The sequence below is a fragment of the Fulvivirga sp. genome (assembly GCF_040220315.1).
In the GTDB taxonomy this organism is placed as follows: domain Bacteria; phylum Bacteroidota; class Bacteroidia; order Cytophagales; family Cyclobacteriaceae; genus Fulvivirga.
This window is the reverse complement of sequence record NZ_JAVJUY010000320.1, coordinates 1-13,275: the sequence shown is the minus strand read 5'-3', so window position 1 is coordinate 13,275 and position 13,275 is coordinate 1. Positions and strand designations below refer to the sequence as shown.

The window sequence follows — 13,275 nt, the reverse complement described above, 5'->3', positions numbered from 1 at the left end:
GCTCAGATCTTATTTTGTTTATTCTATTAACCTGGCTTTGCCTAACTCTGGTATTATCTACTTCCAGCGTGTCGAAGTCAGGTTTTTCATCTGTTTGATATCTGTTTACACCAACAATTACATCTTTGCCTGAATCAATCCGTGCCTGTTTTCGTGCTGCAGCTTCTTCAATACGCATCTTAGGTAAGCCACTTTCTATGGCCTTGGCCATACCTCCAAGTTCTTCCACCTCTTCAATTAAAGTCCATGCTCTCTTAACGAGCTGATCAGTCAGGTACTCAACATAATGAGATCCGGCCCAAGGGTCAACCACCTTGGTGATATTGGTTTCATTTTGTAGATATAGCTGCGTATTACGTGCAATACGGGCTGAAAAATCAGTTGGTAAAGCAATGGCCTCGTCTAATGCGTTTGTGTGAAGCGATTGCGTATGGCCTAATGCTGCCGCAAGTGCCTCTACACAAGTACGAGTAACATTGTTGTAAGGGTCTTGTTCCGTTAAACTCCAACCTGATGTTTGAGAATGAGCTCTCAGTGCCAGTGATTTTGGATTCTTCGGATTGAATTTATTAACGATTTTTGACCATAATAATCTACCAGCCCGCATCTTAGCGATTTCCATAAAATGGTTCATGCCTATTCCCCAGAAGAAGGATAACCTTGGTGCAAATCCATCGATATCCATACCCGCTTGAATACCCGTTCTCAAATACTCCATTCCATCTGCCAACGTGTAAGCCAGTTCAATATCTGCGGTGCCACCAGCTTCTTGTATGTGATATCCACTGATACTTATAGAATTGAAACGAGGCATGTTTTCCGAAGTGTATTCGAAAATATCGGCAATCAATCTCATGGATGGCAGAGGAGGGTAGATATAGGTATTCCTCACCATAAACTCCTTTAAAATATCATTTTGTATGGTACCACTTAAGGCTGATTTATCTACACCTTGTTCTTCAGCGGCAACAATATAAAATGCCATGATTGGAATGACAGCCCCGTTCATGGTCATAGATACTGACATTTTATCAAGAGGAATTTGATCGAACAAAAGCTTCATATCTTCTACCGAATCAATGGCCACACCGGCTTTGCCGACATCACCTTTCACGCGCGGGTGGTCACTGTCATACCCTCTGTGAGTAGCCAAATCGAAAGCTACTGATAACCCCTTCTGTCCAGCTTCAAGGTTTTTTCGATAGAAGGCATTGGACTCTTCTGCTGTAGAAAATCCTGCATATTGTCTGATGGTCCAAGGTCTGCCCGCATACATGGTAGAATAAGGCCCTCTCAAATAAGGTGGAATTCCAGCGGTATATCCCAGGTGCTCAAATTTAACCTCCGAAATAATTCCAGGAACAGCTATTTTCTCAGCCGTATCCCAAGATGAATTAGCTACCTTCTTTTTTGAAGGTTTAAATTGGTTGTATGATATATTCTTGAAATCTGGCTTCATGAATTTGATGAATTAATCTTCAAGTGATGATATAAATTTATTCCAGGCAGATTTTGATATCTGATCAGTGAGCGATTCCAGATAATAACTACCTGCTACAGGATCTGCCACTTTTGCTAAATAAGATTCTTCTTTCAGAACGCTGGAAACATTGCGAGCTATTCTATTCGACAATGAATTATCTTGTTCAGGTTGAATTTCAAGTATATCGCACCCACCGAGTATTCCTGCCATGGCTGCCGTGCTGCCTTTCAGCATATTGGAATGTGGTTGATATTTTTCATTCACCCATGGTGATGACGAGCATTTGATTTTTACATCTTCGGGGCTAAAATCTTCATGGCCGTACGAACGCACAAGTTGAAACACCTGGTTTCTGATGGCTCTTGTTTTAGCTATTTCACCAAAGTAATCCGTGCCAATATCTGTAATTAATGCAAACGAATTTGAAATTTTCTTTATATCAATGCCTTTAATTAAAAGTGATCTGATAGAACGGTTTAGCTCTGATAACGCTTGTGCCACCTGATCATCCAAACTAACATCGGGTGAAATTGCAATTGAAACAAAGCGTAAATCAGAGTTATTCATTAGTGCACTATCCTTTATTAAATCATATTGGTCATCTACATGGGAGTGAAAAAAAACATGATATGATTTTGAACTGCTTAAAAGCTCTAGCACAGCTTCGATTGCTGATTTACTAAGTCCACTAAACTCCAAATGGCAGTATTCCGGAAGTATATTTTTAAGTAACACATTTATGTTATCGGGGCCTTTGGTAAAGTTAAAATGGACACCATCTGCCCCGTTATTTAATGCTTCCAGCGCTTGCTTATTTGCCTCCTTACAATTCGCGACAGCTATTTTCTGAATATTTTTCCAAACCCTTACATCTCCGGAAGGGTCATCATCCTTGGCCAACTGATTTTTAAAATTATCCAAATAGTCTAAATTTTCGATGTCAGAGGCATCGTACATTGGCAAGATGTCTAAGTCGCCAATATTCCATTTGTATTTTGAATATACGTCTTCTCCTTTTAAGTCAGACTTGGATTTTTCTTCCCAATCCTTTTTGGTAGATTTCTTAAACTCTTCAAACATTTCAGGAATTTATGTACATTATTGATAAGATGAGTAAAGTTAAGTGATTGCTCTGAATATGTTCAATCGATTGCGGTAATTTGGTTCTGTAAGAAATTCACTTTTAATATTTTAAAGAATTCGTGTACCTTTTTTATAAAATAAAAATTAATTGACAATTAGGCAGATTATCCGCTTTCATCTTCGTTATTTTTTCCCCAAATTTGACTCCCTTTTTTACAACACTAATTACAAGGCTTAAATAAATTATCTCAAACCGTGTACATGGAAATTGACAAGGAGACTGTGTGGAGCGATTGCCTTCGGGTGATTAAAGAAGATGTTGCTGAGCAGAGTTTCAATACATGGTTCAAGCCGATTGTACCTATTAAGTGTAATAGTGAGATTTTAACAATTCAGGTTCCTAGCCAATTCTTTTATGAATGGCTGGAAGAACACTATGTACAGGTACTTAAAAAAGCCATTAAGTCCGTGCTAGGAGATAAAGCACGTTTAGAATATTCTGTGATAGTGGACAAAGGTAATAGTGGTTCAGCACCACTTTCGGTAAACCTTCCAAACGCCAGATCAAGTAATGGCCCTAAACATGGGAAAGAAGCTTACGTTTCTCCTTTTAAGCTGAAATCCGTAGATAATTTATATCAACAATCGCAGCTTAATCCCAATTATACATTTGATACCTATATAGAGGGTGACTGCAACAGATTAGCAAGATCTGCAGGTTTTGCTGTTGCGCAAAAGCCAGGTATCACTTCGTTTAATCCGCTCATGTTGTATGGTGGCGTGGGATTAGGTAAAACACATTTGGTGCAGGCCATAGGCAATGAAATTAAAGGCAATCTGGAAGATCGATTTGTACTTTATGTTTCTTCAGAAAAATTCACAAATCAGTTTATTGAAGCTGTAAAAAGCAATAATATTCAGGAGTACCAGAATTTCTACATGCAGGTGGATGTGCTCATTATTGATGACGTACAATTCCTTGCTGGTAAGGAGCGTACACAAGAGATATTCTTCCATATTTTCAATCACCTGCATCAGGCTGGTAAACAAATCATCATGACGAGTGACTGTCCTCCAAGAGACTTGAAAGGACTAGAAGAGAGATTGTTGTCTAGATTTAAGTGGGGTTTGACTGCAGATTTGCAACAGCCGGACTATGAAACCCGAGTGGCAATTATTCAGAGAAAGATGCAGGCCGATGGAATTCACATTCCTGATAACGTGATTGAATACCTGGCTTATTCTGTGGATACCAATGTTCGTGAACTGGAAGGAGTATTAATTTCTTTAATAGCCCATGCTTCACTGAGTAGGGTAGAGTTGGACCTTGAATTGGCCAAACAGACTCTCAAAAATATAGTGCACGACATTGAAACAGAGGTTGGTATTGATTACATCCAGAAAACAGTAGCAGAATACTATAAAGTGAATGTAGATTTACTAAAAGATAAAATCAGGAAGAAGGAGATTGTTATTGCCAGACAAGTGGCTATGTATTTTGCCAAAGAATATACGAATCATTCACTAAAAGGTATCGGCTATCACTTTGGAGGAAGAGATCATAGTACAGTCATTCATGCCGTTCAATCAGTGAATGATATGATGGATGTTGATGCTAATTTCAAAACTCAGGTTGAAGAGTTAAAGAAAAAGCTTAAGATGCGAGCTGCTTAAGACTCGTTTTGAGGATTTCCATTCCTTCCAAAATTTCATTTTCATTTACTGAAGCAAAACCAATTCTGGCAGCGTTAAATTTTCTACTTAGGTCACGATCAATATCTAAATTAAGTCCATTCCTGTTGATGGCTTCATGTAATTGTGGAAGGTTAACGTCAATAAAATGAGCCCAAATGGCCATGCCGCCTTCAGGTAGACGAAACTTGATGAAATCACTCATATCTGTAGTAATTATTTTGGCCATTAGGTCTCTTCTTTGTTTATAGGTTTGGCAACTTTTTTTAAGATGACGATTAAGTTCACCTGTAAGAATTGCTTCAGCAATAACATGCTGCATGAGGTGATCTCCTTGCCGGCCAACAATTCTTCTATGTTTACTAAATGATTCAATTAGGTGTTGATTAGCAACAACATAACCTACGCGTACATTGGCAGCTAATAATTTGCTAAAGGAGCCAATATAGATCACGTTCCCAACCGGGTTTAAACTGGCAAGTGGTAAAATGGGGTTGCTGGAATAGTGGAAGTCATAATCGTAATCATCTTCTAAAATGGTAAAACCATAGTGCGATGAAAGATTTAGCAGCTTAATTCTGCGCTCATTAGACAAAGTGACAGTTGTGGGAAAATGGTGATGAGGTGTTATGTATACCAACCGAATGTTCTTTTTTGAGCATAATTGTTCAAGTTTGTCAATGTCTAAACCGTTTTCATCTACAGTTACTCGTTGAATTTTCGCACCAGAGCTTTGTATAGTCCAGTCGGCAGCATCGTAGGAGCTATCACCAACCACAACTATATCGTTGGGATTTAATATGCCATGAAGGCTGAGGTAAATGCCCATCTGGCTCCCTTCCGTTACTAATATATTGTCTTTGGCAATATTCAGGCCTCTGGATTCAGCTAAATACTTAGCCAGAATTTCCCGGAAATGGACATCACCCTTGGCATCGTTATAGTTGGCAACGGTTTTATTTTTTCTGGAAAGTAGAATGGACTGACTCTCTCTAAAAATCCATTTCCATGGGGCAAGCCTTGAATCTGGTGAACCACCATCGAACGATAACCTTGTTTTTGCAGGCTTATAGTTAGGGATAAATTCAAGATTAAACCGTTGAGAATGGCCAACAACATTTGGCGATTCTATTTCTGACGCTTCTAACTTTTCAAAATTCGATATAGGCAATGTATGTGATACATAAGTGCCCGATGAAGGTTTAGTAATTAGCCAACCCTGGGCAAGCAACTCATCATAGCAATTCTGAACCGTTTTACGGTTCACATTTAAAATCTCTGATAAGACACGTGTGCCGGGTAATTTAAGACCCGGGGCCAATCTGCCTGAAGAAATTTCCTGTATTAACTGTTCTGTTAATTGGAGGTATAATGGTTTGCTACCCGCTCTGTGAATTGATATAGTTGATTTCCATGGAAACATAACCGGACCCTTAAGAATTTTAAAAATGGCTCCTTAATATAATCCGGTTATGTTATAATATTACTGAATCAAACAATTAATTATAAACCATGACTACAGATTCTTACAGAGTAGATGCACGCAATAAGGTTAAAAGAGTACCAAAACGGGGCTTTTATGATAAAAATACAGTTTATTCGGTTTTAGATGATGGCTCTGTATGCCATTTAAGTTTTATAGCCAATAATCAACCTTTTGTAATACCCACATTATATGGAAGAGCAGGTGATAAGTTGTATTTCCATGGGGCAGCGTCAAGCAGGCTTATCAAGAATTTAGAAGAGGGAGTACAAGTGTGTCTAGCCGTAACGCACATCGATGGCTTGGTATTGGCACGTTCAGCTTTTCATCATTCTATGAATTACAGGTCTGTAGTGGTTTTTGGTAAAGCAAAGATTGTGTCAGAAGCAGATAAAAATAATGCACTAAAAGTGATATCAGATCATATAATCCCCGGCAGGTGGGAAGAAGTAAGACTACCAACAGGTAAAGAATTAAAAGCCACAACCTTACTTGAATTAAAAATAGAACAGGCATCCGCTAAAATTCGTGAAGGCGGACCGGTGGATGATGAACCAGATTATATGCTTGATATATGGGCCGGGGTAGTTCCAATTAAACAGGTTTTGCAGCCACCAGTTGTAGATGAAAAATTAACAAAAGAGATGACTATTCCAGATTCGGTTAAAATGATGCTAGATAAGCAGGAAAGAGCATAATGATATAATAAAGATCAAATAGTTTCAATTACAGTTACTTAACAAGTACTTTTGCTTATTCTTATTAGGAAATATTTTTATCTCCTGATTAAATTTGAGTAAACACTAGTATATGAAAGTAAGGTTTAACGGTAAAAGTCAGTCTGAATTTTATCCAGAATTAAAGAAGAAAGTAGATGACTATTTTAAGTCTAATAACATTAGCAAGAATGCTAACGGGCTTATGATTTTCAAGTCGGTTTTCTTTTTAGGATCATTGATTGGATTATACCTGCTCATCTTACTAGGTAACTTCTCTTTAGTTACCATGTTGGGATTAGCGATTTTATTAGGAATGGTTCAGGCGTTTATAGGATTCAATGTAGCCCATGATGCTATTCACGGGTCGTACTCTGCTAATAGTACAGTGAATAAATTGATGAGCTATTGGTTTAACATTATAGGTGCCAATGCTTATGTATGGAGCGTGGCACATAATAAAGTGCATCATACGTTCACGAACATTCCCGGCCATGATGAAGATTTGGAAGTTGCACCTGGTTTAGTACGCGTGTCACCAGAAGAGCCAAAGAAGCCGATTATGAAGTATCAGCAGTATTATGCCTTTTTCTTATATGGCTTAGCTTCGCTGTCGTGGGTATTTAGAAAAGATTATGTGAAGTTCTTTCAGGATAAAATTGGAGAAACAGATAATTCTAAAAGACCTAAAATAGAATACTTCAACTTGTTTTTCTTTAAAGCATTATATTATACAATATTTATTGTTATTCCATTGGTTGTATTGGATATCACATGGGTGCAATTTCTGGTAGGTTTTATCGCCATGCACTTGGCAGAAGGGTTTGTGATGGGGCTTGTTTTTCAATTAGCTCACGTTGTGGAAGGAATGGACTTTCCGAAGCCGGATGAAGATGGTCAGCTGCAAGATTCATGGGCAGTACACCAAATGAAAACAACTGCTAATTTTTCCAGAAAGAGCCCAATGGCAGCCTTTTTATGCGGAGGACTGAATTTTCAGATAGAACACCATTTGTTCCCAAATATTTGCCACATACATTATCCGGCCATCTCAAAAATTGTTGAAGAAACAGCAAAGGATCATGGCGTACCGTATATCGAGAATAAGACGTTTATCAAAGCGCTAAAATCTCATTATAAAACCTTAAGGTACTTTGGCAGGGTAGCTGCCTAATTCTATTCCAGGTTCATATTTGGAATTGCTGTAGAGTATTTCACTTCTTTCAGCACAAATGAGCTACGTATTTCACCTACATGCGGTATCGAGGCAATCATTGATGAGTAAAACTCATGATAGGAGTCTAAATCTTTGGCAATAACTTTTAGCATGAAGTCTTTATCGCCACCTAAAAGATAGCACTCTAGTACTTCATCAATTTTTGTAACGGCATCATAAAACTCCTGCGTCTGCTCAAATTCACTCACCTTTAATGAACCGGTAAGAAAGACGATTATTGAAGGGGTAAACTTTTGTCTGTTTACAAGTGCCACATATTTATCAATTACACCTGTGCGCTCGAGCCTTTTAATCCTTTCGTAGATGGGGGTCTTTGTTAGATTTAACTTCTGCGCAATCTCATTTACGTTCAGCTTGGCATCCGATTGCAGGAGTCTAAGTATTTGATGGTCGACATTATCTAAAGATGAAGGCATGGGAATATTTCCTAATTAATTATTGTGTAAAACTATCAATCAGGAATTAATCCTGAATCGTACATAAATTTAGGAAAATATACTGAATTATCATTGATTGTAAGTTGTAAGGGTCTTTTTTACTAACTTTGTAAGCTCAAAATGAATTAACTATTATTCTAATACTATCATGATTGACGAAAAATTAAAGTACAAGGTTAAAGACATTTCTTTAGCTGCATGGGGAAGAAAAGAAATTGAATTGGCTGAGGCTGAGATGCCAGGTCTTATGGCTCTTAGAGAAGAATATGGTGCTTCCAAGCCATTAAAAGGTGCTCGTATCGCTGGTTGTCTACACATGACAATTCAAACAGCTGTACTTATTGAAACATTAGTAGATCTTGGTGCCGATGTTACATGGTCATCTTGTAACATATTCTCAACTCAAGACCATGCTGCTGCTGCAATTGCTGCTGCGGGTATTCCAGTGTATGCCTGGAAAGGTATGAACGACCAAGAGTTTGACTGGTGCATAGAGCAAACTTTACTATTCCCTGATGGTCAGCCATTGAACATGATTTTGGATGATGGGGGTGATTTAACAAATATGGTATTTGATAAATACCCTCAGTATGTGGATGGCATCAAAGGTTTATCTGAAGAAACTACTACGGGTGTTCACAGACTAATCGAAAGAGAAAAGAACGGAACATTAGTAATGCCTGCCATTAACGTAAACGATTCAGTTACTAAATCGAAGTTTGATAACAAGTATGGTTGTAAAGAATCGTTAGTAGATGCTATTAGAAGAGCTACTGACGTGATGATGGCTGGTAAAGTAGCTGTTGTTGGTGGTTATGGAGATGTTGGTAAAGGTTCTGCTGCTTCATTAAGAGGTGCAGGTGCCAGAGTAATTGTTACTGAAATTGACCCTATCTGTGCTTTACAAGCAGCAATGGACGGTTTCGAAGTGAAAAAGATGAGCGATGCAGTAAAAGAAGCTGATATTGTCGTGACTGCAACAGGTAATAAAGATATTATCAGAGGTGAGCACTTTGAATCAATGAAGGACAAGACTATCGTTTGTAATATTGGTCACTTTGATAATGAGATTGATGTAGCCTGGTTAAACAAGAACGCTGAGAAAGATGAGATCAAACCTCAGGTGGATAAATATAAATTAGCGAATGGTAATGATGTTATCTTACTAGCTGAAGGTAGACTAGTGAACTTAGGTTGTGCAACTGGCCACCCTTCATTTGTAATGTCTAACTCTTTCACAAACCAAACGCTGGCTCAAATAGAACTTTGGACTAACAGCGGCAGTTACGAGAATAAAGTGTACACGCTGCCTAAGCATTTAGATGAAAAAGTAGCAAAACTTCACTTAGCTAAAATTGGTGTTGAACTAGAAGAGCTTACTGAAGATCAGGCTAAATACATTGGTGTTACAGTAGAAGGCCCTTATAAGCCGGAATACTATAGATACTAATAGTATTGAAATCAATTAAAAAGGGTCATCCGCTAGCTAGCGGATGACCCTTTTTGTTAATGAGCTAATCTTCTCGATTTAAAGTAGGGTTTGAGTATTGCTCTATCGAAAAGCAGCAATCCCAAAAATGTAATTGAATAAAGTAATACTTTACTTACAATATCGACATTAATATTCTTGGCGATGTTCAGACCCTCTGCAGGCAAATAAGATTCAAGAAGAGGTAATTCATAAGAAGGTAAGTTAAGTTGCAAAGTTGTCTCATATTGAGAAATATAAAAGCTACAGCCTATAACAGTCATTATGACAGTAAGTACCAACAGCCAATGAGACTTCTTAGGCTTAAATCCCAAGTCATCAATTTTAGACATTACTATTTGGGTAAAACTTTCACTAGGCGTAACCAGAATGTTCTTTTTAGTGAAGTGAGTAAGAGTTCTAAATTCTTCTAGTCTTAGACTTAAATCCCGGTTAGCAGATAATTTGGCTTCTAATTCTTCCTTTTCTTTTGATGCCAGGCTATTATCTAAATAGCTCCACAACAGGTCATCATATTCTTCAATGTTTTTCATAACTATAAGTTTATAGCTTCTTCTTTTAATAACTTTTGTAATTCCACCGCAAACCTCTTTCTTGCCCGGTGTAGCCTTACTTTAATGGTAGATAGGGCAATACCTGTTACCTCACTAATTTCTTCTAAAGACATTTCTTCAAAATAAAACAACGTAAGTGCCACTTTATCCGCCTCGAGCAACTGATCCATAGCCTTTGCTACATATTTCTTTTGGTCTTCATGCTCGCTTACATTCTTTTGAAAGTCCAGCGGAGAATGCATGCTATTGTCAAATTCAGTTTTTTGATACCTCGTTGCTTTACGCTGTGCCGTTAATGCAGTATTAAACACAATACGATATAGCCAAGTGCTGAATTTAGCCTCCTTGTTAAACTTCGCCAGACTTTTATACGCTTTTATAAACGACTCTTGCGCTATCTCTTCCGCTTCTTCATCATTTTTAACAACATTAAAGGCTATTGTAAAGCAATAGCTTTTGTATTTATCCACAAGTAACCCGAAGGCGTCATTGTTACCTTGAAGTACTCTTGAAATAATTATGTCATCAGATAAATGATTCACAGTCCTTTGACTTCAATTGTGAAATCAAGTTACAGATATTTGACAAAATATTTTTTTTAGATTGGCTGTAACCTAATGATGTGTGGTTAAGTCAAAGAGCTGAATTTAATTTTTACAGTCAAAAAACAAATAATATGGATGTAGCTATGGTAGGCGTATTCATTCCGATAGTCGGGATCATCGCCATTTCGGTTTTAGTAATTTATTTAAGAAAATTCGAAAACGAAGAAAGAATGTCAATGATAGATAAGGGGATGAATCCTGCTGATATGAAAATAATCAGGAATACTTCCTGGCCACTACGCTTCGCACTTTTATTAATAGGTGGCGGAACGGGTTTGGTTGTAGGTTATTTGCTTGATACCAATACTCACATGGATGATGTAGCCTATTTCTCAATGATTTTCGTATTCGGAGGCATAGGGCTTGGACTTTCCTATATCATTGAAGAAAAGAAGAATAAAAATGAAGGTTAATTAAAATACCATCGGGATAACCCAATAACACATTAAGGTCAGGATAACAATTGAAAGCAGGTTTAGCAAAAAGCCTGCTTTTATCATTTCCGCCATTTTAATATGCCCGCTTGAATATACGATAGCATTAGGTGGTGTAGATATGGGCATCATAAAGGCGCAACTCGATGCCAGAGTTGCAGGAATAACCAGATATAATGGATTGATATTTATTCCTTCACTCACTGCAATGATTACCGGTATGAGAATAGTAACAAGCGCCACATTGCTCATAAATTCCGTCATGAAAAGTACTAAGCCGGTTACTAGCACCATAAGCAGAATCAATTCTACTTGAGAATAAGATGAAACTAACTCGCCAATGCTATCAATAACCCCGACATATGCTAATGCATTTGCCAGTGACATGCCACCTCCAAACAGCAAAAGTATTCCCCACGGCAACTTTTTAGTATCTTCCCAATCAACAAGCTTACTATTATTTTTAATATCCAATGGTGTAGAGAACATAAGGCAGCCACCGATCATAGCGGTAATATGATCAGTAAGTAATGGTGCACCGATAACAGAGTTAATTTGGCTTTTAAAGATCCATCCGCAGGCAGTTAATCCAAAAATGAGTATCACCAGTTTTTCCTCCAGCGTTATAATACCTAGCTTATTTATTTCACCCGCTATCAACGTTTTTGATCCTTCTACATTTTTAATATTGTTTCTAAATAGGACTGCCGTAAGTAGGAAATAGGTAATGAGTATAAGTATAATTCCAATTGGCACAGCCAATAGAAGCCAATCGCTAAATCCAATTGTAAAATGTAATAATTGATTTAGATAACCAGCCATTACTACATTAGGTGGAGTTCCGATGAGTGTCATGGTGCCACCTATATTTGCTGAATAGGCTATACTAAGCATAAGAGCTAAAGCGAATGTTTTTTCAGCTTTCACAAACCCATCTTTGCTTAATAACTGAACAACCGATGCTGCAATGGGTAGCATCATTACTGCAGTGGCTGTATTGCTAATCCACATACTCAATAGAGCGGTGGAAAGCATAAACCCAAGTATGACCCCATTACCAGAAGAACCAGTTACTCTCAGAATATTTAGCGCTAATCGAATATGAAGGTTGTGCTTTTCCAAGCCAAGGGCAATCATAAAACCGCCCATGAACAGAAAAATAATAGGGCTGGCATAAGGAGCCGCAGCTTCAGCAATAGGAATAACCCCGGAAAGAGGAAATAAGATTAGTGGCAGAAGTGCAGTAACCGGTATAGCAACTGCTTCAGTTACCCACCAGGTAATCATCCAACCTGCGGCTGCAATTACAGAGGTTGTTTCACCCAATAGCTGTTTGCCAAATAATAAAGTAAGACCGAAAATGATAGGCCCTAAAAAGAATCCTATTAATTTTCTGCTCATCGGCTAGCTTGGTAATGCCAGGAAAAACCTGATTAGGGCGGCATACCCAATAATGAGAAAGATGGTATGTATAATTCTGTTCTGATGAAAATAAGCAGCACCTACTGCCAATGCTACTCCAAAACCCCTAATTAAATTCTGAACCAATACATTACCAATATCCGGATATACAAACGAACTAACTATTGTAAAAACAAAATACAAAGCAAAGAGGCCAAACAGGTATCTTGTGTTAGAGTAGAAATACTCCTGCATATCTGTTTTAATATTCTTTTCCATTGACCTAAAATCAGGAAATAGAATAACACTAATTATGTAAAATAGGAAAATAGGCACGAGAGAATAAAAGAAGTAAAAAATGCTCTCGTTAATCAGTTTGGTTCTTGGCCAAATCCCCCACCAGTTTTGGATAAAAAGTGTAAAAGCAAATATGGTCCATAAAGTGTGCTGCCAATAGGCCTTAACCATCCGTCTGTTTCGTAACAAGGCTCCCCAACCTTGGAAGTATTCGGCACCAACGTAACCGAATATAATTGCACTAAATACAGTCAGGTATTCTGTATGAGTGAACCCCTCAATTATTTTTGGCATTTGATCCATGCGCCTAGTTTACGAAAAAATTAGGAAGACTGCATTAATTCCCGGGCATTTTCAAAGGCAA

Annotated in this window: 13 protein-coding genes; 5 read left to right on the top strand and 8 right to left on the bottom strand. The window is 37.8% G+C overall.

What is annotated here, in order from left to right; translation table 11 throughout:
- A partial coding sequence (scpA, locus tag RLO81_RS16235; RefSeq protein ID WP_350114011.1) for a methylmalonyl-CoA mutase occupies positions 1-1,459 on the bottom strand: 1,459 nt, incomplete at its 3' end.
- A 12-nt stretch (positions 1,460-1,471) separates the two neighbouring features.
- Entirely contained in the window at positions 1,472-2,563 is a 1,092-nt protein-coding gene (locus RLO81_RS16230; RefSeq protein ID WP_350114008.1) for a methylmalonyl-CoA mutase family protein, read from the bottom strand.
- 264 nt (positions 2,564-2,827) lie between these two features.
- Here RLO81_RS16230 and dnaA point away from each other — a divergent pair, with 264 nt between their 5' ends.
- The gene (dnaA, locus tag RLO81_RS16225; RefSeq protein ID WP_350114005.1) at positions 2,828-4,240 is read left to right on the top strand and encodes a chromosomal replication initiator protein DnaA; all 1,413 of its coding nucleotides are present in this window, start codon (positions 2,828-2,830) and stop codon (positions 4,238-4,240) included.
- Here the strand turns inward: dnaA and pdxR are convergent.
- Positions 4,221-5,681, bottom strand: coding sequence for a MocR-like pyridoxine biosynthesis transcription factor PdxR (gene pdxR, locus RLO81_RS16220; RefSeq protein ID WP_350114002.1), 1,461 nt, complete (start codon positions 5,679-5,681; stop codon positions 4,221-4,223). The two genes, dnaA and pdxR, sit on opposite strands and share 20 nt — an antisense overlap.
- Before the next feature lie 89 nt (positions 5,682-5,770).
- Here pdxR and RLO81_RS16215 point away from each other — a divergent pair, with 89 nt between their 5' ends.
- Together RLO81_RS16215 and RLO81_RS16210 are read left to right on the top strand one after the other, a co-directional pair.
- Positions 5,771-6,439: a pyridoxamine 5'-phosphate oxidase family protein gene (locus RLO81_RS16215; RefSeq protein ID WP_350113999.1), complete on the top strand. Its 669-nt coding sequence runs from the start codon at positions 5,771-5,773 to the stop codon at positions 6,437-6,439.
- A gap of 112 nt (positions 6,440-6,551) precedes the next feature.
- Positions 6,552-7,631: a fatty acid desaturase family protein gene (locus RLO81_RS16210; protein WP_350113995.1), complete on the top strand. Its 1,080-nt coding sequence runs from the start codon at positions 6,552-6,554 to the stop codon at positions 7,629-7,631.
- Positions 7,632-7,633: 2 nt separating this feature from the next.
- Here RLO81_RS16210 and RLO81_RS16205 read toward each other — a convergent pair whose 3' ends face one another.
- Positions 7,634-8,110, bottom strand: coding sequence for an Lrp/AsnC family transcriptional regulator (locus tag RLO81_RS16205; RefSeq protein ID WP_205723451.1), 477 nt, complete (start codon positions 8,108-8,110; stop codon positions 7,634-7,636).
- Positions 8,111-8,279: 169 nt separating this feature from the next.
- On the opposite strand from RLO81_RS16205, the gene ahcY reads away from it, so the two are divergent.
- Positions 8,280-9,581 (top strand): adenosylhomocysteinase, encoded by a 1,302-nt coding sequence (ahcY, locus tag RLO81_RS16200; RefSeq protein WP_350113991.1) that lies wholly within the window; start codon positions 8,280-8,282, stop codon positions 9,579-9,581.
- 56 nt (positions 9,582-9,637) lie between these two features.
- Here the strand turns inward: ahcY and RLO81_RS16195 are convergent, their stop codons facing one another.
- Together RLO81_RS16195 and RLO81_RS16190 are read right to left on the bottom strand one after the other, a co-directional pair.
- Positions 9,638-10,153 carry an anti-sigma factor family protein gene (locus RLO81_RS16195; protein ID WP_350113988.1) on the bottom strand — a complete coding sequence of 172 codons (516 nt, stop codon included), beginning with the start codon at positions 10,151-10,153 and terminating at the stop codon, positions 9,638-9,640.
- A 2-nt stretch (positions 10,154-10,155) separates the two neighbouring features.
- Positions 10,156-10,716 (bottom strand): RNA polymerase sigma factor, encoded by a 561-nt coding sequence (locus RLO81_RS16190; protein ID WP_350113985.1) that lies wholly within the window; start codon positions 10,714-10,716, stop codon positions 10,156-10,158.
- Between the two features lie 134 nt (positions 10,717-10,850).
- Between RLO81_RS16190 and RLO81_RS16185 the strand changes: the two genes are divergently transcribed.
- A complete protein-coding gene (locus RLO81_RS16185; protein WP_350113982.1) occupies positions 10,851-11,192 on the top strand; it encodes a DUF6249 domain-containing protein in 342 nt (113 codons plus the stop codon).
- Here RLO81_RS16185 and RLO81_RS16180 read toward each other — a convergent pair whose 3' ends face one another.
- On the bottom strand, positions 11,193-12,614 hold the full coding sequence (locus RLO81_RS16180; RefSeq protein ID WP_350113979.1) for an SLC13 family permease: 1,422 nt from the start codon (positions 12,612-12,614) through the stop codon (positions 11,193-11,195).
- Between the two features lie 3 nt (positions 12,615-12,617).
- The gene (locus RLO81_RS16175) at positions 12,618-13,214 is read right to left on the bottom strand and encodes a hypothetical protein (RefSeq protein WP_350113976.1); all 597 of its coding nucleotides are present in this window, start codon (positions 13,212-13,214) and stop codon (positions 12,618-12,620) included.
- Positions 13,215-13,275 lie beyond the last annotated feature (61 nt).

What these genes read in the sequence shown, in the direction of transcription:
- RLO81_RS16230 (WP_350114008.1), bottom strand. Translation starts at nt 2,563, where the DNA reads ATGTTTGAAGAGTTTAAGAAATCTACCAAAAAGGATTGGGAAGAAAAA.
- dnaA (WP_350114005.1), top strand. Translation starts at nt 2,828, where the DNA reads ATGGAAATTGACAAGGAGACTGTGTGGAGCGATTGCCTTCGGGTGATT.
- pdxR (WP_350114002.1), bottom strand. Translation starts at nt 5,681, where the DNA reads ATGTTTCCATGGAAATCAACTATATCAATTCACAGAGCGGGTAGCAAA.
- RLO81_RS16215 (WP_350113999.1), top strand. Translation starts at nt 5,771, where the DNA reads ATGACTACAGATTCTTACAGAGTAGATGCACGCAATAAGGTTAAAAGA.
- RLO81_RS16210 (WP_350113995.1), top strand. Translation starts at nt 6,552, where the DNA reads ATGAAAGTAAGGTTTAACGGTAAAAGTCAGTCTGAATTTTATCCAGAA.
- RLO81_RS16205 (WP_205723451.1), bottom strand. Translation starts at nt 8,110, where the DNA reads ATGCCTTCATCTTTAGATAATGTCGACCATCAAATACTTAGACTCCTG.
- ahcY (WP_350113991.1), top strand. Translation starts at nt 8,280, where the DNA reads ATGATTGACGAAAAATTAAAGTACAAGGTTAAAGACATTTCTTTAGCT.
- RLO81_RS16195 (WP_350113988.1), bottom strand. Translation starts at nt 10,153, where the DNA reads ATGAAAAACATTGAAGAATATGATGACCTGTTGTGGAGCTATTTAGAT.
- RLO81_RS16185 (WP_350113982.1), top strand. Translation starts at nt 10,851, where the DNA reads ATGGATGTAGCTATGGTAGGCGTATTCATTCCGATAGTCGGGATCATC.
- RLO81_RS16180 (WP_350113979.1), bottom strand. Translation starts at nt 12,614, where the DNA reads ATGAGCAGAAAATTAATAGGATTCTTTTTAGGGCCTATCATTTTCGGT.
- RLO81_RS16175 (WP_350113976.1), bottom strand. Translation starts at nt 13,214, where the DNA reads ATGGATCAAATGCCAAAAATAATTGAGGGGTTCACTCATACAGAATAC.